This is a genomic window from uncultured Thermomonas sp. (assembly GCF_937872235.1).
Classification (GTDB): Bacteria; Pseudomonadota; Gammaproteobacteria; order Xanthomonadales; family Xanthomonadaceae; genus Thermomonas; species Thermomonas beijingensis.
The window spans coordinates 17602-38267 of record NZ_CALMPC010000055.1 but is presented as its reverse complement, the minus strand read 5'-3'; the positions used below and the strand labels follow the sequence as shown (position 1 = coordinate 38267).

Annotated in this window: 23 protein-coding genes, 2 tRNA genes and 1 pseudogene; 22 read left to right on the top strand and 4 right to left on the bottom strand. The window is 60.2% G+C overall.

Annotated elements, in window-relative coordinates:
• The 12 genes from QWB57_RS04625 to QWB57_RS04570 form a co-directional block, all read left to right on the top strand.
• The coding region (locus QWB57_RS04625) for a chorismate synthase (protein ID WP_288968528.1) at nucleotides 1-495 on the top strand (495 nt) is incomplete at its 5' end.
• Nucleotides 496-618: 123 nt separating this feature from the next.
• Nucleotides 619-1659, top strand: coding sequence for an aspartate-semialdehyde dehydrogenase (locus QWB57_RS04620; RefSeq protein ID WP_288968527.1), 1041 nt, complete (start codon nucleotides 619-621; stop codon nucleotides 1657-1659).
• A 34-nt stretch (nucleotides 1660-1693) separates the two neighbouring features.
• Nucleotides 1694-3841, top strand: a complete 2148-nt coding sequence (locus QWB57_RS04615; protein WP_288968525.1) for a FimV/HubP family polar landmark protein — start codon at nucleotides 1694-1696, stop codon at nucleotides 3839-3841.
• 17 nt (nucleotides 3842-3858) lie between these two features.
• Complete coding sequence (truA, locus tag QWB57_RS04610; RefSeq protein WP_223628412.1) at nucleotides 3859-4644, top strand: tRNA pseudouridine(38-40) synthase TruA; 786 nt, start codon at nucleotides 3859-3861, stop codon at nucleotides 4642-4644.
• 32 nt (nucleotides 4645-4676) lie between these two features.
• Nucleotides 4677-5294, top strand: a complete 618-nt coding sequence (locus QWB57_RS04605) for a phosphoribosylanthranilate isomerase (RefSeq protein WP_263296720.1) — start codon at nucleotides 4677-4679, stop codon at nucleotides 5292-5294.
• Nucleotides 5295-5534: 240 nt separating this feature from the next.
• A complete protein-coding gene (gene trpB / locus QWB57_RS04600; protein ID WP_223628774.1) occupies nucleotides 5535-6734 on the top strand; it encodes a tryptophan synthase subunit beta in 1200 nt (399 codons plus the stop codon).
• A gap of 87 nt (nucleotides 6735-6821) precedes the next feature.
• Nucleotides 6822-7229 (top strand): DUF3144 domain-containing protein, encoded by a 408-nt coding sequence (locus QWB57_RS04595; protein ID WP_223628418.1) that lies wholly within the window; start codon nucleotides 6822-6824, stop codon nucleotides 7227-7229.
• On the top strand, nucleotides 7226-8041 hold the full coding sequence (gene trpA / locus QWB57_RS04590; RefSeq protein ID WP_223628420.1) for a tryptophan synthase subunit alpha: 816 nt from the start codon (nucleotides 7226-7228) through the stop codon (nucleotides 8039-8041). Before QWB57_RS04595 ends, trpA begins: the two co-directional genes overlap by 4 nt.
• Before the next feature lie 88 nt (nucleotides 8042-8129).
• Nucleotides 8130-9020 (top strand): acetyl-CoA carboxylase, carboxyltransferase subunit beta, encoded by an 891-nt coding sequence (accD, locus tag QWB57_RS04585; RefSeq protein WP_223628423.1) that lies wholly within the window; start codon nucleotides 8130-8132, stop codon nucleotides 9018-9020.
• Nucleotides 9017-10378 (top strand): phosphoglucosamine mutase, encoded by a 1362-nt coding sequence (gene glmM, locus QWB57_RS04580; protein ID WP_288968521.1) that lies wholly within the window; start codon nucleotides 9017-9019, stop codon nucleotides 10376-10378. Before accD ends, glmM begins: the two co-directional genes overlap by 4 nt.
• A 50-nt stretch (nucleotides 10379-10428) precedes the next feature.
• Nucleotides 10429-11382 carry a 2-oxoglutarate and iron-dependent oxygenase domain-containing protein gene (locus QWB57_RS04575; protein ID WP_223628428.1) on the top strand — a complete coding sequence of 318 codons (954 nt, stop codon included), beginning with the start codon at nucleotides 10429-10431 and terminating at the stop codon, nucleotides 11380-11382.
• Between the two features lie 47 nt (nucleotides 11383-11429).
• Entirely contained in the window at nucleotides 11430-12347 is a 918-nt protein-coding gene (locus QWB57_RS04570) for a PIN domain-containing protein (protein WP_288968519.1), read from the top strand.
• Between the two features lie 7 nt (nucleotides 12348-12354).
• On the opposite strand, the gene QWB57_RS04565 is transcribed toward QWB57_RS04570, so the two are convergent.
• Nucleotides 12355-13035 (bottom strand): DUF6445 family protein, encoded by a 681-nt coding sequence (locus QWB57_RS04565; protein WP_288968517.1) that lies wholly within the window; start codon nucleotides 13033-13035, stop codon nucleotides 12355-12357.
• A gap of 68 nt (nucleotides 13036-13103) precedes the next feature.
• Here QWB57_RS04565 and tpiA point away from each other — a divergent pair, with 68 nt between their 5' ends.
• From tpiA to tadA, 10 genes and pseudogenes are all read left to right on the top strand, one after another.
• Entirely contained in the window at nucleotides 13104-13850 is a 747-nt protein-coding gene (tpiA, locus tag QWB57_RS04560; RefSeq protein ID WP_288968516.1) for a triose-phosphate isomerase, read from the top strand.
• 21 nt (nucleotides 13851-13871) lie between these two features.
• Nucleotides 13872-14333 carry a preprotein translocase subunit SecG gene (gene secG, locus QWB57_RS04555; protein WP_288968515.1) on the top strand — a complete coding sequence of 154 codons (462 nt, stop codon included), beginning with the start codon at nucleotides 13872-13874 and terminating at the stop codon, nucleotides 14331-14333.
• 55 nt (nucleotides 14334-14388) lie between these two features.
• A tRNA-Leu gene (locus QWB57_RS04550) sits at nucleotides 14389-14473 on the top strand.
• Nucleotides 14474-14715: 242 nt separating this feature from the next.
• Complete coding sequence (locus QWB57_RS04545) at nucleotides 14716-14889, top strand: hypothetical protein (protein ID WP_223628439.1); 174 nt, start codon at nucleotides 14716-14718, stop codon at nucleotides 14887-14889.
• A 68-nt stretch (nucleotides 14890-14957) separates the two neighbouring features.
• Nucleotides 14958-15416, top strand: coding sequence for a hypothetical protein (locus tag QWB57_RS04540; RefSeq protein ID WP_223628441.1), 459 nt, complete (start codon nucleotides 14958-14960; stop codon nucleotides 15414-15416).
• Between the two features lie 51 nt (nucleotides 15417-15467).
• Nucleotides 15468-16358, top strand: a complete 891-nt coding sequence (locus QWB57_RS04535) for a hypothetical protein (RefSeq protein ID WP_288968514.1) — start codon at nucleotides 15468-15470, stop codon at nucleotides 16356-16358.
• A gap of 14 nt (nucleotides 16359-16372) precedes the next feature.
• Nucleotides 16373-17215, top strand: coding sequence for a DUF6159 family protein (locus tag QWB57_RS04530; RefSeq protein WP_223628447.1), 843 nt, complete (start codon nucleotides 16373-16375; stop codon nucleotides 17213-17215).
• A 74-nt stretch (nucleotides 17216-17289) separates the two neighbouring features.
• Nucleotides 17290-18207, top strand: a pseudogene (locus tag QWB57_RS04525) (LysR family transcriptional regulator); the annotation flags it as partial.
• A 111-nt stretch (nucleotides 18208-18318) separates the two neighbouring features.
• Nucleotides 18319-18408, top strand: a tRNA-Ser gene (locus QWB57_RS04520).
• A 76-nt stretch (nucleotides 18409-18484) separates the two neighbouring features.
• A complete protein-coding gene (tadA, locus tag QWB57_RS04515; protein WP_223628776.1) occupies nucleotides 18485-18979 on the top strand; it encodes a tRNA adenosine(34) deaminase TadA in 495 nt (164 codons plus the stop codon).
• Nucleotides 18980-19226: 247 nt separating this feature from the next.
• Here tadA and QWB57_RS04510 read toward each other — a convergent pair whose 3' ends face one another.
• From QWB57_RS04510 to QWB57_RS04500, 3 genes are read right to left on the bottom strand one after another with little or no spacing between them, the layout of a single operon-like run.
• Nucleotides 19227-19568, bottom strand: coding sequence for a DUF6522 family protein (locus QWB57_RS04510; RefSeq protein WP_223628451.1), 342 nt, complete (start codon nucleotides 19566-19568; stop codon nucleotides 19227-19229).
• 46 nt (nucleotides 19569-19614) lie between these two features.
• Complete coding sequence (locus QWB57_RS04505; RefSeq protein ID WP_223628453.1) at nucleotides 19615-20049, bottom strand: c-type cytochrome; 435 nt, start codon at nucleotides 20047-20049, stop codon at nucleotides 19615-19617.
• An 8-nt stretch (nucleotides 20050-20057) separates the two neighbouring features.
• Nucleotides 20058-20447 (bottom strand): cytochrome c, encoded by a 390-nt coding sequence (locus tag QWB57_RS04500; protein ID WP_223628777.1) that lies wholly within the window; start codon nucleotides 20445-20447, stop codon nucleotides 20058-20060.
• Nucleotides 20448-20666 lie beyond the last annotated feature (219 nt).

Genomic DNA, 20666 nt, shown 5'->3' with positions numbered 1-20666 from the left:
GCGGTGGCCGATGGCGTGCCGCCTGGCTGGGGCGAGCCGATCTACGGCAAGTTGGACGGTGAGCTGGCAGCGGCGATGATGTCGATCAACGCGGTCAAGGGCGTGGAGATCGGCGATGGTTTTGCTTCGGTGGCGCAATTGGGCAGCGTGCACCGCGATGTGATGACGCCGGATGGCTTCCTGAGCAACCATGCCGGCGGCATCCTCGGCGGTATTTCCACCGGGCAACAGATTTCGGTATCGGTGGCCTTCAAACCCACGTCCAGCTTGCGGCTGCCGGTGCAAGGGCTGGACGTGGACGGCAACGTGGTGGATGTGGTCACCACCGGCCGCCACGACCCCTGCGTCGGCATCCGCGCAACCCCTATTTGCGAGGCGATGCTGGCGCTGGTGCTGATGGATCAAGCGTTGCGTCATCGTGCGCAGTGTGGCGACGTGGGTGAGATGTCCCCGCGCATTGCCGGCAACATCAACATTACCGGCGCGAAACGATAGCGGCGCGCCGCCGGCTTAGCCCCCCACGGGCAGCGACGCGCCGCAGGCAATACCGCACACGAGCTTGGTTTCCTTCTGTCGGCGCAGGCTGCGCCGCATTCAAAATTTCAAAGGCAAATAGTCATGAGCAACAAGTACAAGGTCGCGGTGGTGGGTGCCACTGGCGCCGTGGGTGAGGTCATGTTGTCGATCCTGGCCGAACGCAAGTTCCCGATCAGCGAATTGGTGGCATTGGCCAGCGAACGTTCTGCCGGCAGCCATATCGATTTTGGTGATGACGAGGTACTGGTGCAGGACTTGGCCAACTTCGACCCGTCCAGTGTCGATATCGCACTGTTCTCGGCTGGTGGCGCGACCAGCAAGGAATACGCACCGAAATTCGCCGCAGCCGGCGCGGTGGTGATCGACAATTCTTCCACCTTCCGCTACGACGATGATGTGCCGCTGGTGGTGAGTGAAGTCAATCCTGACGCAGCAAAAAACCGCCCGCGCGGCATTATTGCCAATCCCAATTGCTCCACTATGCAACTGATGCCGGTGCTGGCACCGATCCATCGCGAATACGGCATCGAGCGCGTCAATGTGGCGACCTATCAGTCGGTGTCCGGCGGCGGCCGCAGCGCGATGGAAGAGTTGGGCAGGCAAACCGCCGAGCTCCTCAGTTTTCAGGACATCGAACCGAAAAAGTTTCCGGTGCAGATCGCCTTCAATCTGATTCCGCATATCGACGAATTCCAGCCCAATGGCTACACCAAGGAAGAAATGAAGCTGGTATGGGAAACCCAGAAAATCCTGGGGGACAGCACGATCCAGGTGAACCCCACCGCGGTGCGCGTGCCGGTGTTCTTCGGGCATTCCGAAGCGGTCAATATCGAAACCAAGCACAAAATCACGGTCGAGCAGGCGCGTGCGCTGCTGGACAAGGCGGCAGGGGTGGAAGTGGTGGATGAGCACAAGGCCGGCGGCTACCCAACCCCCGTCACCCATGCCTCCGGCAAGGATCCGGTGTTTGTGGGCCGCATCCGTGAGGATTTTTCGCACCCGCGCGGGCTCAATTTGTGGGTGGTGGCCGACAACATACGCAAGGGTGCGGCGCTCAATGCGGTGCAGATTGCCGAACTATTAGTGGCAGAAGGCTTGCCGCCGAAGGCCACTGGGGGCTAGAGTCGCAACGCCTACTAGCGGGGATGGAGAGCGTGTGAATCGAGCATTGCGCACAGCGGTGATGACCGCGTTGTTACTGGCGGCGGGAAATAGCTGGGCACTTGGGCTGGGCCAAATTCAGGTCAAGAGCAAGCGTAATCAACCGTTAGTAGCAGAAATTCCCATCATCTCCACCACCCCAGGCGAGCTGGCTGCGCTGCAAGCACGGCTGGCCTCTCCGGAGACGTTTCGCCGTATCGGGCTGTCGCCTCCCAGCGGGGCGGCTGCAGATTTGCAGTTCAGCTTAGGCAGCGATAGCAAGGGGCGCCCGGTGATTCGCGTCACCACGCTCAAGCCGGTGGATCAAGGCGCGCTCAATTTCCTGGTTGAAGTCGATTGGGGCACCGGCCGGCTGGTGCGCGAATATTCGGCTTTGGTAGATACCCCCGACACCGCTGCTGCCGGAGTGCAGCCGTCAGTGCAGTTGCCGCAGGCCCCGGCGGCGAATTTGGTGCAACGCCCGCAACCTGCGTTGCCGGCCCCGCTTGCCCCAGCGGCGGCCCCTGCGCCAGTTGCTGCTGCAACCCAGGCAAGCACGGCACCCGCCCAACCTGTTCCTGCTGCGTCCCCGCCAGAGCCCTTGCCTGCGCCAACCGCAAACATCGCACCAGTTCCAGCATCGATACCTGTACCGCCAACACCGGTGCCTCCACCAGCAGCACCAGTGGCAGCAGCCAGTGCGCCGACAGAGGCGCAGTATGGCCCGGTCAAGCGCGGTGAAACCCTGTCGAAAATTGTTGGTGCGGTTGGTTTGCGATCTGCATTTAGCCTTGACCAGTCGATGTTGGCGCTGTTGCGCGCAAACCCAGAGGCATTCCTGGGTGATGACGTGAATCGCCTGCGCAGCGGGGCGATTTTGCGTGTCCCCGGGCATGACGATGTCGCCAAGATCGATGCCGACGAGGCCACTCAGGTGGTACGCCAGCAGATGCAGCAGTGGCAGCAGGCACGTCATGCGGTGCGGCTGTCAGAGGAGACCGTTGCCACGCAGGCGGAGCCCACCCGTAAGCCTGCTGATAGTGCCGCTACAGCAGATGCCACCGAACCCAAGCAAGCGCCGGCGCACACGTCTGTTACCAAGAACGTTGCAACCGTCTCGCGCAAACCCGCTGCGTCCAGCAAACCCGCAACGGCGGCCAATCCACCTGCGCCAGAACACGCGCAGGCCAAACTACAGCGTCGAAACGAAGCGCGGTTGCAAATCGTGCCACCCACGGGGCCGGGCAAGGCCACAGGTATGAAGTCCGGCACCGACGCCGGCGGGAAGGGCAGCATGTTGCAACAAGAATTGCGTCAGCGTGACGAAGATATCGCCGCAAAAACGGCCGAAATTGGCGAGTTGAAAGAGCGCGTGGCTTCGCTCGAAAAACTCAAGGACGAGCAGCAAAAGCTCATCGCGCTGAAAGACACGGAATTGGCCACTGCACAGGCGCACCTGGCACAAGCCAACCAGGCACAAGCCCAAGCACAAGCGCAGGCACAAGCGCAGGCACAAACACCGGCCAAGCCGCAAACCGCAGCGCCAGTAGCCGCAACCACCACGAGCCAACAACCCGCGCCTGCACCTGATGCGCCCAAGCACAAGGCAATGCCCTATGTCTGGGGCGGGGTCGGTTTTGCTGCACTGGCGCTGTTGGCTTGGCTATTGGCAGGCCGCCGCAAGCCTGCTGCCACTCCGGTGCGCCGCAGTGTGTTTGACAGCGAAGCGCTGGCGGCCAGCATGGTGGCAATGACGACACCTGAGGACACGGCGGAGACTGCGGCAGAGCCCATCTTCAAGCCGATCGCCGGCGACGCTGTGCAAGCGGCTGAAGTTGGGAGTACAGCGCCGCCGCCGGCACGCACCGACACACCCGCGTGGCATTCGGGCTGGGTCAAGGCCGAGCCCGAGCCGGAGCCTGCCGCACCTGCAGCGGACGCTCAAGCCGCTGTGCAATCCAATCCGGTCGCTGCGCCAGCCGCAGCGACAACTGAAGCAGCGCCAGCACATGCCAGCATCGAGCAGCGCTTCAAGCTAGTGGACGCGTTCCTCGATATGGGCGATAAAACTTCGGCGCAGCAGATCCTAGCCGAGTTGTTGAACGACGAGGATGATGCTGCCAGCGAGAAAGCGGGCCGCATGCTGAGCAAGTTGATGGGCTGAGGGTTGCCACAAACGCAATGCGCCTTGCTCTTGGTATCGAATACGACGGCAGCGGCTTTTCTGGCTGGCAGCGGCTGACTGCTGCCGGCACCCTGGTGCCCGATGGCAGCCTGCAAACAGCGCTGGAGATCGCGCTGTCGCGGGTCGCTGGTGCGCCGATTGATACCGTGTGCGCAGGCCGCACCGATGCAGGTGTGCACGGGCAATGCCAAGTGGTGCATTTTGATACCGAAGCGTTGCGGGATAGTCGTGGCTGGGTTTTGGGCGCTACCACCAACCTGCCACCGACGATGGCGGTGCGTTGGTGTGTACCGGTGGCCGACGATTTCAGCGCGCGTTTTTCGGCGTGCGCGCGCAGTTATCGCTATCGCATTCTCAACCGGGCGGTGCGGCCCGGCTTGCAGCGCCAGTATTTGAGCTGGGAACGCATGCCGCTGGATGCAGCAGCCATGCATGCGGCGGCGCAGGCATTGCTGGGTGAACAGGATTTTTCCGCGTTCCGTAGCGCGCAATGCCAAGCCAGTCATGCACGCCGCAATGTGCACACCATCCAGGTGCAGCGTAGTGGTGATGAAGTGGTGGTGGACGTGCAAGCCAACGCGTTCTTGCACCACATGGTGCGCAATTTCGTGGGATCACTGTTGGTAGTTGGGCGCGGCGAGCGTGCGCCGGAGTGGATCGCACAATTGTTGGCGGGCCGCAATCGCACCGTGGCCGGTCCCACCGCGCCATCCGCGGGGCTGTTGTTTCTTGGGCCGAAATACCCCGTCGAATGCCGGCTGCCAGCCGAGGTTACGCTGTGACAGATAGGGCGACGCGCATCAAGTTATGCGGCATGACGCGTAGCGAGGATGTGCAGTTGGCGGTGGCTTTGCAGGTGGATTTCATTGGCCTGATTTTTGCCACACGCAGTCCACGCAAGCTGGCGCTGACGCAGGCTGCCGACCTGCGTGTATTGGTGCCGCCAAGTACGCGGGTGGTGGCCTTGTTGATGAACAACGCACGCCACGATATCGACGCCATAATCGCCCGCACGCAACCGGATTTGCTGCAATTCCATGGCGACGAGGAGGCGGAGTTTTGCGCCAGCTTCGGGCTGCCGTATTTCAAGGCAATCGCGATGGGCGATACGGCCGATCCGCTGCCCGCCATGGCGGCGTTTCCCGGTGCGTCAGGCTTTGTGCTGGATGGTCATGGTGCAGGCGAGCAGGGCGGTAGTGGCAAGCGCTTTGACTGGTCAAGGTTGCCACGTGATCAACAGACCCCCATTTTGTTGGCGGGGGGTCTGAACGCCTGCAATGTGGCGCAGGCATTGCGCACGGCGCAGCCGTGGGGGGTGGATATTGCCAGTGGTATTGAAGTCGCGCCGGGGCAAAAGGATGCTGCCGCGATGCGCCGGTTTGTGGCGGCAGTGCGCGCCGAGGATGCCGCACATCAGGCGGCGATCGGTTAGGCTATACACACTCATGAATTCATCGTTTCGACCTGCTGCCCCGTTTGGACGCTCTTTGCGGCGTTGGCGGCGCGTGCCTGCGGCAGCAGTGAGATAAGTCCACCAGTTTCCTGTTGCCAACGGAACCGGCTTTCGACTTCCAGCATTATTCGCGCAGGCGACATTCGCCACAGGCGCACAGGTATTTCCGGAGACTTTCGCGTGACTACGCCCCATCCAACCGCCGATGCCAGCGCGGCCATCGACTTTCATGCCTACCCCGATGCCAATGGGCATTTTGGTCGCCATGGCGGCCGTTTTGTCGCGGAAACCTTGATTGGCCCGCTGCAAGAGCTGGCTGCCGCGTATGACGCCGCGCGGGTAGATCCCAGCTTCATCGCCGCGTTTTACAAAGATCTTACCCATTACGTTGGCCGGCCCAGCCCGATCTACCACGCCGAGCGGCTCAGCCGTGAAGTCGGCGGTGCGCGCATCTTGTTCAAGCGCGAAGACCTGAACCACACCGGCGCACACAAGATCAACAACACCATCGGCCAAGCGCTGTTGGCATCGCGCATGGGCAAGACCCGGATCATCGCCGAGACCGGCGCCGGCCAGCACGGCGTGGCCAGCGCCACCGTGGCCACACGCTTGGGTCTGGAATGCGTGGTCTACATGGGCGCCACCGATATCGAGCGGCAAAAAAGCAATGTCCATCGCATGCAGTTGCTGGGGGCCACCGTGGTGCCGGTCACCAGTGGCAGTGCCACCCTGAAAGACGCGCTGAACGAAGCCATGCGCGATTGGGTGACGAATGTGCAGGACACCTTCTACATCATCGGCACCGTGGCCGGCCCCGACCCGTACCCGCGCATGGTGCGTGATTTCAATTCCGTGGTGGGGCGTGAAGCCCGCCAGCAGATGCTGGCCGAATACGGCCGCCTGCCGGATGCCATCACCGCCTGCGTGGGGGGCGGCAGCAATGCCATCGGCATTTTCCATGCGTTCCTGAATGACCCCATGGTGCGCATCGTGGGGGCGGAAGCGGCGGGTGATGGCATCCAAACCGGCCGCCATGCCGCATCGTTATCCGCGGGTCGGGTGGGGGTATTGCACGGCAACCGTACCTACGTGATTTGCGATGACGATGGCCAGATCACCGAAACCCATTCGATTTCCGCCGGATTGGATTACCCCGGTGTCGGCCCCGAACACGCCTTCCTGAAGGACATGGGGCGCGCCGAGTACGTGGGCGTCACCGATGCCGAGGCGCTGGCCGCCTTCCACCGGCTGACCCGCACCGAAGGCATTCTGCCGGCGCTGGAGTCCAGTCATGCAGTGGCGCAAGCGATCAAACTGGCTGCGGACATGCGAAAAGACGCGATAGTGCTGTGCAACCTGTCTGGCCGTGGCGACAAGGATGTGCACACGATTGCCGCACGCGAAGGCATCGTTCTGTAAAGCGTGCCGGAGATCGCCATTTGGACTGCGCGCCGCTTTCGGCGACAATACGCGGTCAATTTCACCCTTAACAGCAGGAGTCTGGCCATGGCCGACGAGCAAGTACAACAAGCGCAGGATGCCAACCAAGGCGGCACCCAGTTCCCGCCGCAGTTTTTTGATTGCGTCAATGAATACCTGGAACTGACCAACAAACAGTCGCAGCAGTATGGCGACAAGAACATCAGCCTGGCGGCCCTGTTTGCCAGCGCCCGTTTCAATGCCCACGTATTCTTGAATAACGTCAAGCCGATCGCGGCTGCCGAAGAGCGCGCTGCGTTCCTCGACTACATGAGCACCATGTACCGCCGCATGCTCAATGAGCATCTGGATGGCATGGGCGAAGAGCGTGGTATTGATGTCGGTGATTCCGAGTTGGCCGATGAATACAAGGCCGCTGGCGTGCAGATTGGCCGCCTGAAGTCGGCTGGCGAAGTGGCTGCAGCGAACGAATGACCCGTTTGCAACAACGGTTGAGCGGCCTGCGCAACACAGGCCGCAAAGCACTGGTGCCGTTCATTACCGCAGGTGATCCTTCACTTGCGGCGACGGTGCCGGTCATGCACGCACTGGTACAAGCGGGTGCGGACGTGATCGAATTGGGCGTGCCGTTTTCCGACCCCATGGCGGATGGCCCGGTGATCCAGCGCAGCTCCGAGCGTGCGTTGGCTCGCGGGGCCGGGCTGGCGTACGTACTGGATTGCGTATGCGAATTTCGCATCACCAACTCCGCTACACCCGTGGTGCTAATGGGTTACCTGAATCCGGTCGAGATTCGCGGCGCTGCTGCCTTCGCCAAGGACGCAGCGCGTGCAGGTGTGGATGGCATGTTGCTGGTGGACTTGCCGCCCGAGGAAGCCGATGCCTACCGCGCAGCATTTGCGCACAATGGGCTGGCGCTGATTTCGTTAGCCTCACCCACCACACCGCAAGCGCGGTTGGAGCGGCTTTGCCAGCAGGCGGAAGGGTATTTGTATTACGTCAGCTATGCCGGCGTGACGGGCGCAGCGCACTTGGATGTGGTTGAGGCGGCGCGCCATTTGTCGCAGGTACAGGCGATGGCACAAGTGCCGGTATTTGCCGGATTTGGGATTCGTGATGCCGCCAGCGCCGCGGCAATGGCAGCCCACGCCGATGGCGTAGTGGTCGGCAGCGCCTTGGTTTCTGTGATGGAGTCGTGCACGCAGGCCGCTGATGTCGCCAACAGTGCAGCGGCATTCTTGCAGCCGCTGCGTGATGCACTGAACGGCTTGGCTGTTTCGGCCTGAGCTAGACTGCAACATCTTTCGTTTGACGCACCCTTTGGCAATGGCATGGCTATCGGGTACACAACGCAACTGCGGTGATTGAATTCAAATGAGCTGGCTAAAAAAAATCATGCCGGGTGCCGGCATCCGCACCGAGGCAGGCAGTGAGCGCAAACGCAGCGTTCCCGAAGGCTTGTGGGAAAAGTGCGAGCATTGTGGTGCGGCGTTGTATCGCCCCGAACTGGAAGCCAATCTTGAGGTGTGCCCCAAGTGCAGTTTTCATATGCCGATTCGAGCACGCGCCCGCCTTGCGGCACTGTTGGATGACGGCGTTGGGCGTGAAATAGGTGCCAGCTTGGGCCCTACCGATGTGCTCAAGTTCAAGGACCAAAAAAAATACGTCGACCGCATCAAGGCGGCACAAAAATCCACCGGTGAGCGTGATGCGCTGATCGCCATGGAAGGCAAGTTGATGGGGCGTGACCTTGTGGCCGCCTCGTTTGATTTTGCATTCATGGGTGGGTCAATGGGGTCAGTGGTGGGTGAACGTTTTACCCTTGCCGCCGAGCGTGCACTGGTGCTGCGTTGCCCGTTCGTGAATTTTTCCGCCAGTGGCGGCGCGCGCATGCAGGAGAGCTTGTTCTCGCTGATGCAGATGGCCAAGACCTCCGCCGCGCTGGGCCGCCTGCGTGCGGCGGGCCTGCCGTATATCTCGGTGCTCACCCATCCCACCACTGGCGGCGTGTCGGCCAGTTTTGCGATGTTGGGCGATTTGAATTTGGCCGAACCGGGCGCACTGATTGGGTTCGCCGGGCAGCGCGTGATTGAACAAACCGTGCGCGAGAAATTGCCGGAAGGCTTCCAGCGTAGTGAGTTTTTGCTCCAGCACGGCACCGTCGACCAGATCGTGGATCGTCGTGAAATGCGTGCGCGCTTGGCCCACATCCTGGCGATGCTGATGCGTCAGCCGGCACCTGCGGAAAGTACGGAGGTCGCGTGAGCGCACGCAAATATTTTGGTACCGACGGTATCCGCGGCCGTGTCGGCGAAGGCCCGATCTCGGCCGATTTCGTGCTGCGCTTGGGCAATGCCTATGGCCACGCATTGACCGCCGCCGCCCGCGCCGGGCAGGAGTGGCGCAAACCCCTCGTGGTGATCGGCAAGGACACCCGCATTTCCAATTACATGTTCGAAGCTGCGTTGGAAGCGGGCCTGGTGGCCGCCGGTGTGGATGTGCAACTGATGGGGCCCATGCCGACCCCGGCGGTGGCGCATCTGACCCATTCGATGCGCGCCGATGGCGGCATCGTGATTTCTGCGTCACACAACCCGCATCACGATAACGGCATCAAATTTTTCTCAGCACAAGGCGAAAAGCTCGATGATGCCACTGAGTTGGCAATCGAAGCCGCACTCGAAAAACCATTTTCCACCGTGCCTTCGGAGCAGTTAGGCAAGGCGGTACGCACCCGCGACACCATCGGTCGTTACGTGGAGGCATGCAAAAACTCTGTCCCCAAAGGCTTTCATTTGGGTGGCATGCGCATCGTGGTGGACTGCGGCCACGGCGCAACCTACCAATTGGCGCCGCTGGTGCTGCGTGAGCTGGATGCGCGGGTGGATGCAATTGGGGTGGAACCCAATGGCGTGAATATCAATGATGGCGTGGGTTCTACGCATCCCGAAGCACTGGTGGCGCGGGTGCGTGAAACCACCGCTGACCTCGGCATTGCGTTTGATGGTGATGGCGATCGGGTGTTGTTTGTCGATGCTGAAGGTCGTGTGTGCGATGGCGATGATCTGCTATACGTGCTGGCCTGTGATTGGCAAGACAGCGGGCGTTTGCACGGCCCAGTCGTGGGCACCTTGATGACCAATTACGGATTGGAGCAGGCGCTGGCCGCACGTGGGATTGGTTTTGTACGTGCCAAGGTGGGTGACCGCTACGTGCATCAGCAATTGTTGACGCATGAGGGCGTGCTGGGCGGCGAAGCGTCCGGGCATATTTTGTGTTTGGATCGTGCCAGCACCGGCGACGGTATCGTCAGTGCGCTGCAAGTGTTGGAAGTGTTGCAGCGGCGCGGCATCGGCTTGGTGCAAGCACTGCAGGGTCTGCAGCGGGTGCCGCAAAAAACCATCAACGTGCGTTTTGAAGCAGGCCGCAAACCGGCCGAAGCGGACAGTGTCAAAGCCGCGCTGCAAGCTGCACAACGTGCGGTGGAAGGGCGTGGCCGCGCCTTCTTGCGCCCATCCGGAACCGAGCCCGTGGTGCGCGTCACGGTGGAGGCCGACGATGCGGTACTGATGGAAGCCACGTTGACCACGTTGGCAGATGCGGTGCGCGCTGCGGCGATTTAACCTGTCATTCCCGCGCCAGTGGGTGTGGCAATCATCGAAGAGACTTTCCCATGACCTCGCAGATTCCAACCCTCGACATTCGTCGCTTCACCCATCCGGCCAGTCCCGTAGATCGGCAGGCGTTCATCGACGAGCTCGGCGCGGCCTATCGCGAATGGGGCTTTGCCGGCATTCGCAATCACGGCCTCCCGCAGGCGCAGATCGACGCGGCCTACGCCACTTTCAAGGCCTTCTTCGCGCTGCCCGACGATGTGAAAAAGCACTATCACGTTGCCGGTGGTGGTGGTGCGCGTGGCTATACGCCATTTGGCGTGGAAACCGCGAAAGGCTCGAAGTATTTCGATCTCAAGGAGTTCTGGCACATCGGCCGCGAAATCCCGCGTGACTCCAAGTATGCCGCCGACATGCCGGAGAATCTGTGGCCCTCGGAAATCCCCGAATTCAAGCAGGTTGGCTACGGGCTGTATCAATCGTTGGATGCACTGGGCTCGCAAGTGCTGTCGGCGCTGGCGCTGCACATCGGGCTGGCGGAGGACTATTTTGCCGACAAGACCGACAGCGGCAATTCAATTTTGCGCCCCATCCACTACCCGCCAATCACCACCGATGATGTGCCCAATGTCCGCGCCGGCGCGCACGAGGACATCAACCTGATCACCCTGCTGGTGGGTGCCAGCGCGGAAGGCCTGGAAGTGCTGTCGCGCAAGGGCGAGTGGGTGCCGTTCACCGCCGACGCCGACACCATCGTGGTCAACATCGGCGACATGCTGCAACGCCTGACCAATCATGTGTATCCATCCACCACCCACCGCGTGGTCAATCCGCCGGGTGACAAGGCGCGCCAGCCGCGCTATTCCACGCCGTTCTTCCTGCACCCCAACCCCGATTTCCTGATCGACGTTTTGCCGTCGTGCATCAGTGCAGACAACCCCAGCCGCTACCCCGAGCCGATCACCGCACAAGGTTATCTGGAAGAACGCTTGCGCGAGATCAAGCTGAAGTGACTGGAAATTTCGATGCGCTGGTGATCACCTTGTCAAGGTAGGCGTGCGTGAGTCAGATCACGAATAATGAGCCTGAATTGCACATTCCGCGCATCAATTACGTATTGGTTGATCACGAGAATGTGCAGCCAACCGATATCGCGCTACTCGATAGAACAGATGTGCGCTTATATGTATTTGTGGGAGCGCGGCAGGCCAAGCTGCTTTCTGAAATTGCCATTCCAATGCAGGAAATGGGAGAGCGCGCAAAATATGTCAGGGCATCTGCCGTGGGGGCTAACGCGCTGGACTTCCATATTGCCTACTATGTTGGCCGCCTGGTTACCCTGGATCCTGCGGGTTTGTTCTATATCATTTCAAAAGACAAGGGCTATGATCCATTGCTGGCACACTTGCAGGCAGGGGGTGTTCATGCAAAGCGATTGGAGCGCATTGCGGAAATACCATTATTCAAAAAAAAATCTGCTGCGGTAGGGCAAGTGGCAAGCATTGCAAAAGTGCCGGTTCCTGGTGGTAATTCAAGCGCAAAATCGGTGGGGCTGAAGTCCGTAACTGCAGCTTCATCACCGCCACCCAAAACACCTAACGCCTCAAGGCATGTGCGTTTTATAGTAGAGCCAGCCCCTCCGGCTGTAGCTGCCCCTGCCGTGTCGACAAAAAAAACAGCATCAAAGGTTGGACAGGTGCCGGTATCTGAATTGGTGCAAAAGTCGCCAGTTGCTGCGTACCTTGCAGATTCAAAGGCGATGGCACAGCGCTGGATGAAGGTGCGCACGAGCCTAAAGAAAAGCGAGGGGAATCGTCCGTCATCTGTTGCTGCTTTGAAAAAGCACATCAAGGCGCAATTCAGCGGAGATGATGCAGGGCAGGCACAAGTCGAATCGATTGTGGCTGAATTGATTAATTTTGAGCTGGTTGTTGTAGCTGGGAACGGAAAACTTACTTGGAATTCTGATAAGTTTTAGCGCCTTATCAACTCATCCAAAAAAACACCGCGGCCATGCGTTCGTCGGCCAGCACACTGCCGCAGTAGGCGGTGGCGGTGTGGATCAGGGCGGCGCTGTACACCAACAGGCGGTTGAATTTGTGGGGGATGCGCACATCTTCCACAAAGGAGTTGGGCGGCACGAAGCGGGTGCCCAGGGCTTCCACCAGATTGGTATGCGGCCGGGTGACAAGATTGCCGCCCAGCTGGCCATTGGGCATGCGTTGCCGATAAAAGCTGGTGCCGCATTCCTGCGGCGCATCCGGGTTCAAGTACAACACGCCGGCATAGCGGCACAGTGCGAGTGAGTCGGTATGCGGGCGCGGGCCGGCCTCGTGCTTGCCGACCACTTGCACGCAATTGTGGTTGAGGGTCTTGCCGTCCGGTGTCGGTTGTACCCACAGCTTGCGCGTGCCGGTGGCCTGCATGACACGCGCTTCTACCTGGGCAAGTTCTTCGGCATCCAGCGCCGGAATCGCGCGCCGGCCCGGCCAGCTTTCGCCGGTATGCGGGAAGCCCAGCGCCCAATCCTGTTTGCCCAGACAGCGCTCGCGCACGCGATCGGCATTGGGCAGCACATCATCGAACAGCCAGTAGTCGCGGCCTTCGGTGGGCTTGCGGTAAGGCAGCATCCGCAACATTGGCGTGGGTGGAAATTGGGGTCTCATGGGCGCGACTATACGAGCCGATGCGTGTGGGTTGTTAAACTTGGCTGACAAATTGAATGGAGTAGCGCATGCGCCGCAAGATCGTTGCCGGTAACTGGAAGCTGCAGGGCAGCCGTGAATTCGCCGCAGCCTTGGTGGATGCCATCAAGGCAGGCGCGCCTGCCGGCGTTGGCTTGATCGTATTGCCTCCGTATCCGTATCTGGGGGAAGTGCTGGCCCGCTGCGCAGGTGCAGACATCGCAGTGGGGGCGCAGGATGTCAGCGCGCATGCAAAGGGGGCCTACACCGGCGAAGTGGCTGCCGCCATGCTGGCCGATGTGGGCGCACGCTATACCTTGGTGGGGCATTCCGAACGCCGCCAATACCATGCTGAAAACAGCGAATTGGTGGCGCAGAAATTCCGGGCCGCGCAGGCCGCTGGCATTACCCCCATCCTGTGCGTGGGCGAACGCCTGGAGGAGCGCGAAGCTGGGCAGACCGAGGCGGTGATTGCCAGTCAATTGCGCCCGGTACTGGACCTAGTGGGCGTGGCGGCATTTGCCGATGCGGTAGTGGCTTACGAGCCGGTGTGGGCGATTGGCACTGGCCGCACCGCCAGCCCAGAGCAGGCGCAGGCGGTGCATGCCTTCATCCGTAGCCAAGTGGCCGATAGGGATGCTAAAATCGCCGATTCACTGCCGCTGTTGTATGGTGGCAGCGTGAAGCCCGACAACGCGGCCAGCCTGTTTGCGCAGGCCGACGTGGATGGCGGGTTGATTGGCGGCGCTTCCTTGGTCGCCGCAGATTTCCTGGCCATCGCAACTGCGCTGGCCTGACCGACTTCAGAGACAACCCCGATGCTGTTGCAACTTGTCAATATTCTGTATGTGCTGGTGGCCATTGGCATCATTGCTTTTGTGCTGCTGCAACAAGGCTCTGGTGCGCAGGCCGGCTCCGGCTTTGGTGGCGGCGCATCCTCCACCGTGTTCGGTGCGCGCGGCGCGTCGAACTTCCTAAGCAAGTCCACCAAGTGGTTGGCCATCGTGTTCTTTGTCACCAGCATGGGTATGGCGATGTATGCCAGCAAGCAGGCCGTTCGCGGCCCAGCCAAGGTGGACCTGGGCGTGATGGCGCAGCAAGCCGCAACTAAGCCGGCTCCCAGCATCCCCACGGCACCTGCTCAGAGTGCGCCGACGGCTTCCGTTGTCGCACCGCCGGTTGCGCAGACCACGCCTGCAGCGACTACCACGGTAGCGCCTGCTGCGCCGACCGCAGCCCCCAAGGCCGAGCAGCCGGCGGCACCAGCACCGGCTAAATGACGCATTTGGCGACACGCTTTAAACTTGCAGTAACCGGCCAAACGGCCGCAGCATTGCCCAGGTGGCGGAATTGGTAGACGCACTACCTTGAGGTGGTAGCGATTTAGGTCGTAGGGGTTCGAGTCCCCTCTTGGGCACCATTTGAGTTTCCCGCAACATCCCGCAAGACCACTAAACCCCTGATTTTCAGGGGTTTTTTATTGTCTTGGCGCCGATGTTGATCCCGTGACTTCCCGCCGTACCCCTACACTACCCCCAAGTTTGGGGGTATGGTTTGGGGGTAGTGGAAATCTTTGGGGGTACGACATGCCGAAACGAGTCCCTGAGTTGTCGCCGTCCGCCGTGAAGAACGCGCGGCCACGAACCGCAACGTACCGCCGACATGTCATTCTTGTCCAACATCATCGACGGCCAAACCGACCCGCTATCCATTGATTTTGACACCTTGATCGAGATCGCAGAGCGTGCGGAGAGTGCGAATGACACGGAGCTTTCCAGCTTGCTGACGCAAGCAATGGATATTGTCAGTGATGCGCTAGACAAGGCGACGCAGTAGGAAAATACGCGGTAGGTCTAGGGTGTGCGTCCGCCATGATGGACGCGCATTCTAGGAGAATTTCCGCCGTGCTGAACAGCCAACCACAAGCAATCAAGCCATTACTCGATTCATCTAGTGTACAAGCGGCTCCATTCTCAGATGTGGCGGCTTATTTGGCCGCCAATGTTTATGGCAAGCCAAAGGGCGAGCAGGTGCCTGATGCGCTGTTTGAAATTGGGCGGCTGCCGTCAGATGCGGTGGCAAAGTTAGCGAAATTTCGGGCAGGTTTTGCTGGTGATTCAATGGTTTTTGTCACAGGACGGGCATTGAAGCATGCCGACGAAATGCACCATGAGCACTTGGTTGCAATCGCACCGAAGCTGAAAGCCATCATCGGCGGTAGAGCACGCTTCGCCAAGAACCCAAAGCGCGTAGATAGCGTATTTCTGATCTACCCATTTGATGACAAGGGGGCATCCTTAATCGTCCTTGAGTTGAATAAGGATCATGGGCTAACCATGATGGTAAACGCATACAAGGGATGAAAAGGAACGATCAGTGGCTATCTTGCCAGTGGCGAGCTTGATTCGGCTGACTTGGAAGGACTGCAAAACGGGTTGCCCCGAAGTTCCCTTCATCCTCGCCCTTGGCGGGCGTCGCAGGAGCAGGTTTTCTGTAGTTCAAGCCAGCCAACGGAAATCTTAGTTGATTTGCAGGATGGCAGCAACCTTTCGCTTACCGTGGTGGATATGTCACTTGACGATGCAGGCGCTGGCCTGTCCGCGCTTGCTCGTGCGAAATGGCTACGCGCCTTGGCGATGGCTGCCACCGACTACAAGACGGCAACAAGCCCGCTGTTGAAGGCAAAGGCGCTCAAGGCGCGCAATGAGGCGCGTCTGGCGCTTGGTCTTGGCCGTGCGGCACCGGCAGTTGCGCAGGAATCCGCGCCGGAAGTGCGTGAGCCACGCAAGGCCACCAGCCAATTCTACGAATTCGACCCGAACCGCAAACACGCGCAACGCAAGAAAGACAATGCGGAGGCGATGGCGCTACTGCGCAAGATTGATGCGGGCGAACTTGCGCCAGATCAGTTGACGGATGCAGACAAGGCGGCACTGGCGAAGTATTCCGGCCTAGGTGGCGCGTTGACAGGCGCGGACGGCAAGACCGGCAGTGCGTATGAGTACTACACCCCGAAGCCCATTGCCGAAGGCATTTGGGCGATGCTTGGCGAGCTGGGTTTCTCGGGAGGCAAGGTACTTGACCCATGCGCCGGGGTTGGCATCTTTGGCGCGACTGCCCCACTCAGCGTGGCGGTTGACGCGGTAGAGTTGAATGAAACATCGGGACGAATCAACGGCTTGGTGAATGGTGGGCCGGGGTACACGGCGACGGTTTCCCCGTTTGAGAAAGTTGCAGATGCCACGCCGGATGAGCAATACGACGCGGTTGCAGTAGGATGCGCACTCACTCGATCACACCTATGAAGAGGTTTCCCCGCATGTTTGCGCGACTGTCACGGAGTTGGAGCCTGATCAAGGCCAGTGCGGGTGTGTTGGCCCAGGACAAAGAGCTGTTGGTATTTCCCTTGCTGTCGGCCATTTGCACGTTGCTGGTGGTTGCTGCATTCGTGTTGCCAGCGCTGGGGCTTGGGGTTTTGGATGGGGTGCGGGGCGGTGGCGCTTCACTGGCGATGTATGTGCTGGGGTTTTTGTTTTACTTGGTGCAGTACTTCGTAATTTTCTTTTTCAACTCGGCACTGGTGGGAGCTGCGTTGATCCGGCTGGATGGCGGTAATCCGACGCTGGGTGATGGGTTGCGTATTGCAGGCAGCAAATGGGTGTCGATTCTGGGGTATGCGGCAGTTGCTGCCACGGTGGGTTTGATTCTGCGTTCGCTGCAAGAACGTGCGGGCTGGTTGGGGCGTATTGCAGTGGGGTTCTTGGGGGTGGCATGGACGGTCGCCAGCTTTCTGGTGGTGCCGGTGCTGGTCAGCCGCAATGTGGGGCCGATTGATGCGATCAAGGAAAGTGCGTTGCTGCTGAAGAAGACCTGGGGCGAGAACCTGATTGGCCAGGGCGGCGTGGGCTTGGTGTTCAGCCTGATTTTCGTTGCGATGGCCACGTTGGGCGCGCTGGCAATTGTGGGTGCGGCAATGAGCGGTAGTGGTGTGGTCATCGGACTGGTGGTTGCGTTGGTGGTGATCGCCTTCTTGCTGGCAGCACTGATCCACGCGGCGCTCTCCGGGATTTATTCGGCAGCGTTGTACCGCTACGCCGTGGGCCAAGAGACGTCCACCGGATTTGATGGGCAGCTGCTACAGCGGGCATTTGCAGTCAAATAGCAGATGTTTCGTTGCAAATTTGAGTTCATTCGTGCTCAAATTGTAAGTATCGTTCTGATAATGGAAGTGTCTGTATGCAGGATCTCAATGACCTGTATTACTTTGCTGCGGTGGTCGATCACGGCGGGTTTGCCGCAGCCGAGCGCGCGCTGGGTATCCCCAAGTCACGCTTGAGTCGTCGCATCAGCGCATTGGAGGCCGAGTTGGGCGTGCGCTTGTTGCAGCGCTCGACGCGACGGTTTGCGGTGACCGATGTGGGCACCAGCGTGTATCGGCACGCACAGTCAATGCTGGCTGAGGCGCAGGCCGCACGCGAGGTGGTGGATCAACTCAGCGCCGAGCCGCGTGGCACCGTACGGGCCAGTGTGCCGGTGTCAATGGCGCAGCAACAGTTACCGAAGTTGCTGCCTGAGTTCTTGGCGCTGTATCCCAAGGTGCGGATGCAGTTGACCGTCAGCAATCGCCGCGTGGATGTGATCAACGAGGGCGTGGATGTGGCGATCCGCGTACGCAGCAAGCTGGATGATGATGGCAGCCTGGTGATGCGGAGTTTTGGCCAAATCCAGGAGTTGCTGGTGGCTAGCCCGCACTATTTGCAGCGCGCGGGTCGGCCGCAGTTGCCCGAGCAATTGGCCGAGCATGTCACCCTGAGCGTCAGCGAGGACGATGCGCGCCAGCGCTGGGAATTGCATGGCCCTGATGGCGAAGTTCGGCGCATTGAGTTGCAACCGCGCATCACTGGCTTTGATTTTCCAATGATGTTGACGATGGCGCGCGATGGCATGGGCATCACCTTGTTGCCGGAAACAGTGTGTGCCGAAGCGGTACGCCGCGGCGAACTGGAAGTGGTGTTACCGCAATGGCGGCTGCCGCAAGGGATCGCGCATGCGGTGTTTGCTTCGCGTCGTGGCATGTTGCCAGCAGTGCGGGTGTTCATTGATTTTTTGGCAGAAAAAATGCCACGCTTACTGGAGGCCGCACGGTTGGAGTGCAGTAGCCCGGAATGCCAGAAAAAGCGCACCCGCCAAAATCCTGAGCAACTCGCGCAGATGTCGGCGTAGTGCCAACCGGGTGTGGCATGCGACAATAGCGCGCACTGAATCGGAGAGATGGCCGAGCGGTTTAAGGCACCGGTCTTGAAAACCGGCGAAGGGTTATACCTTCCGTGGGTTCGAATCCCACTCTCTCCGCCACTTTTGCACATTGCAGAACGATACCGGAGAACGTTGAATCATGCGGTTCTCGTGGTCCATGGATGCACCAGCGGATATGCGCGATTCGGTGAGTCCCACCGCAGAGCACACGCGGGATCTGCAATGGATGCAGCATGCGTTGGCACTCGCGGCGCGCGCGCGCGATGAAGACAACGAAATCCCGGTTGGCGCGGTCATCGTTGATGCTGCTGGCAGGTTGCTGGGTGAAGGTTGGAACCGCAATATCCGCGAGCACGATCCGAGCGCACATGCCGAGATTATCGCGATGCGCCAGGCAGGGCGTGCGCTCAGCAATCATCGCCTGGTCGGTTGCACCCTGTATGTGACGTTGGAGCCGTGCGCGATGTGCGCGATGGCAATGGTCCATGCGCGGATCGCACGCGTGGTGTATGCCGCAGCCGATCCCAAAACCGGGGCTGCAGGGAGCGTGTTCGATCTGTTGCAAGATGCGCGCCACAATCACCGCGTGGAGGTTCGTGGCGGGCTGTTGGCAGAGCTTGCCGGGCCGATGCTGACGGCTTTTTTTCGCGCCAAGCGCGGGAAAATTTAAGCAAGGAATTCCGGAGGATTCTTGCCCGCGCACGCCTTGCTGCAACGTGAATGCGCACTGCCGACGAACGGCACTGTTTGAATGTGCGATTTAGCTCTTTTCTAACATCACCCGGCGTAAGGTTCCGGTTCCGGAGAAAAACTTCGCGGCGCGCAAAACGTCACGGAGAATCGCTCCGGCCACCCGACCCGGTCCCCTCCAGGCGCAATGCCCGCGAGACCGGGTCTTTTTTGCGCCGATGACGTGCCTAGCGTGTGCGCAGCTCGACGTCACCCTGCAGCTGGCCATCGCGATCCAACACCACGCGCACCCGTTTGCCGGCGTGATAGAAGCTGGCGCGATACAGACCCGCATCCTCGCCAGTGCCGCGTTCGCACAGTTGGTTGATTTTGTGTTGCTTCAGCAGTTGCAAAAACATATCGACTGGCAACTCCAATGCAGTGGCAATCGGGGCTGCTTCAATCTCGATCTCCAGCTTCGGGTTGAGCTCGATGGGGATGGCTTTGGGTGACGTGCGCGCTTGCATGGGGTGAGTTTCGGCATTCAAATCAATACCTGCACTGATGCGCGTCAATTGCAGTGCAGACAACAATAAGGCCCCCGGGGGGGCCGTTTGCAACACGTGTCAACCGCGATCAGTTGATGTCTTGAAGGTCACGCAACTGACGCGGCACACTGGCGAAATAGGCGGCCAAGTCGGCGATTTGCTGGTCGTTCAAGCCCTTGGCCTGCGCGGCCATCACGTCGGCGGTGGCACCGGCACGGGTACCGCCACGGTAGGCTTGCAGCGAATGCCCAAGGTAGTCGGCATACTGGCCGCCAATTTTCGGATACATGCCGTCGATTGGGGCATTGCCTTCCGCGCCATGGCAGGAGGTGCAGGCGGCGACGCCCTGCGTGCCCTTGGTGGCGATGTCGTGGCCAGCGGCAATATCACCCTTGGGCAGGCCGGCGGATGACGTGGTGTGTTCTGCGCCAGCACTGGCGTGTTCACTCTCGGCTTTGCCACCGCAGGCAGACAGGGCAAGTGCGCAGGCCAAGGCGAGCAGGGTCATGGAAGTCTTGGTCATGGCGCGGCTCACTTCTTCAAGCTGGACAGGTAGGCGGCGATATCGGCAATGTCTTGTTCGGAGAAACTCTCCGCTTGGGCCTGCATCGTTGGGTGTTTGCGCTTGCCGGTGCGGTATTCGCCCAGCGCATTACGCAGATAGGTTTCCGACTGGCCACCGATCATCGGCACGTGGTAGCTGGGGTAGGCGTTTTTATAGCCAGTCAACCCGTGGCAACCCTTGCAGGTGTACACCAAGCCCTTGCCGCGGCTGGAATCGCCTGTCAGTGCAGCGGCTGCGGGCGTAGCGGCGGCAACCGCCGGGGCTGCAGCAGGTGCTGGAGCGGTGGACTCTTGGGCAGTGACGGCAAATGTCGCAAGCAGCAGGGCAAGGCTTGCGGCAATCGGCAGCGGTCGCATCATCGGGCTGTTCCGGTTGAAAGTCGGTGGGTGAAGGCGATGCCGATAGTCGGCATCCGTTCAGGACGAGTATAACGGTGAAATCCGTTCGCCACATATGCGTCTCATCCGCATCCTTGAAGATGAACGCAAGGCGCGGACCAGAGAATGTTGGATGGCATGCATGACCTTCGGCGCATGTAAATAGGAATTTGCCTGGTGATATACTTGACTACAACA

Bases quoted from the DNA above. Each gene is read 5' to 3' on its own strand.
- QWB57_RS04620 (WP_288968527.1), top strand. From the start codon at position 619: ATGAGCAACAAGTACAAGGTCGCGGTGGTGGGTGCCACTGGCGCCGTG.
- accD (WP_223628423.1), top strand. From the start codon at position 8,130: ATGAGCTGGCTAAAAAAAATCATGCCGGGTGCCGGCATCCGCACCGAG.
- QWB57_RS04500 (WP_223628777.1), bottom strand. From the start codon at position 20,447: ATGCGACCGCTGCCGATTGCCGCAAGCCTTGCCCTGCTGCTTGCGACA.
- tpiA (WP_288968516.1), top strand. From the start codon at position 13,104: ATGCGCCGCAAGATCGTTGCCGGTAACTGGAAGCTGCAGGGCAGCCGT.
- truA (WP_223628412.1), top strand. From the start codon at position 3,859: ATGCGCCTTGCTCTTGGTATCGAATACGACGGCAGCGGCTTTTCTGGC.
- QWB57_RS04530 (WP_223628447.1), top strand. From the start codon at position 16,373: ATGTTTGCGCGACTGTCACGGAGTTGGAGCCTGATCAAGGCCAGTGCG.
- QWB57_RS04565 (WP_288968517.1), bottom strand. From the start codon at position 13,035: ATGAGACCCCAATTTCCACCCACGCCAATGTTGCGGATGCTGCCTTAC.
- QWB57_RS04575 (WP_223628428.1), top strand. From the start codon at position 10,429: ATGACCTCGCAGATTCCAACCCTCGACATTCGTCGCTTCACCCATCCG.
- QWB57_RS04605 (WP_263296720.1), top strand. From the start codon at position 4,677: ATGACGCGTAGCGAGGATGTGCAGTTGGCGGTGGCTTTGCAGGTGGAT.
- trpA (WP_223628420.1), top strand. From the start codon at position 7,226: ATGACCCGTTTGCAACAACGGTTGAGCGGCCTGCGCAACACAGGCCGC.
- secG (WP_288968515.1), top strand. From the start codon at position 13,872: ATGCTGTTGCAACTTGTCAATATTCTGTATGTGCTGGTGGCCATTGGC.
- tadA (WP_223628776.1), top strand. From the start codon at position 18,485: ATGCGCGATTCGGTGAGTCCCACCGCAGAGCACACGCGGGATCTGCAA.
- QWB57_RS04545 (WP_223628439.1), top strand. From the start codon at position 14,716: ATGTCATTCTTGTCCAACATCATCGACGGCCAAACCGACCCGCTATCC.
- QWB57_RS04595 (WP_223628418.1), top strand. From the start codon at position 6,822: ATGGCCGACGAGCAAGTACAACAAGCGCAGGATGCCAACCAAGGCGGC.
- QWB57_RS04505 (WP_223628453.1), bottom strand. From the start codon at position 20,049: ATGACCAAGACTTCCATGACCCTGCTCGCCTTGGCCTGCGCACTTGCC.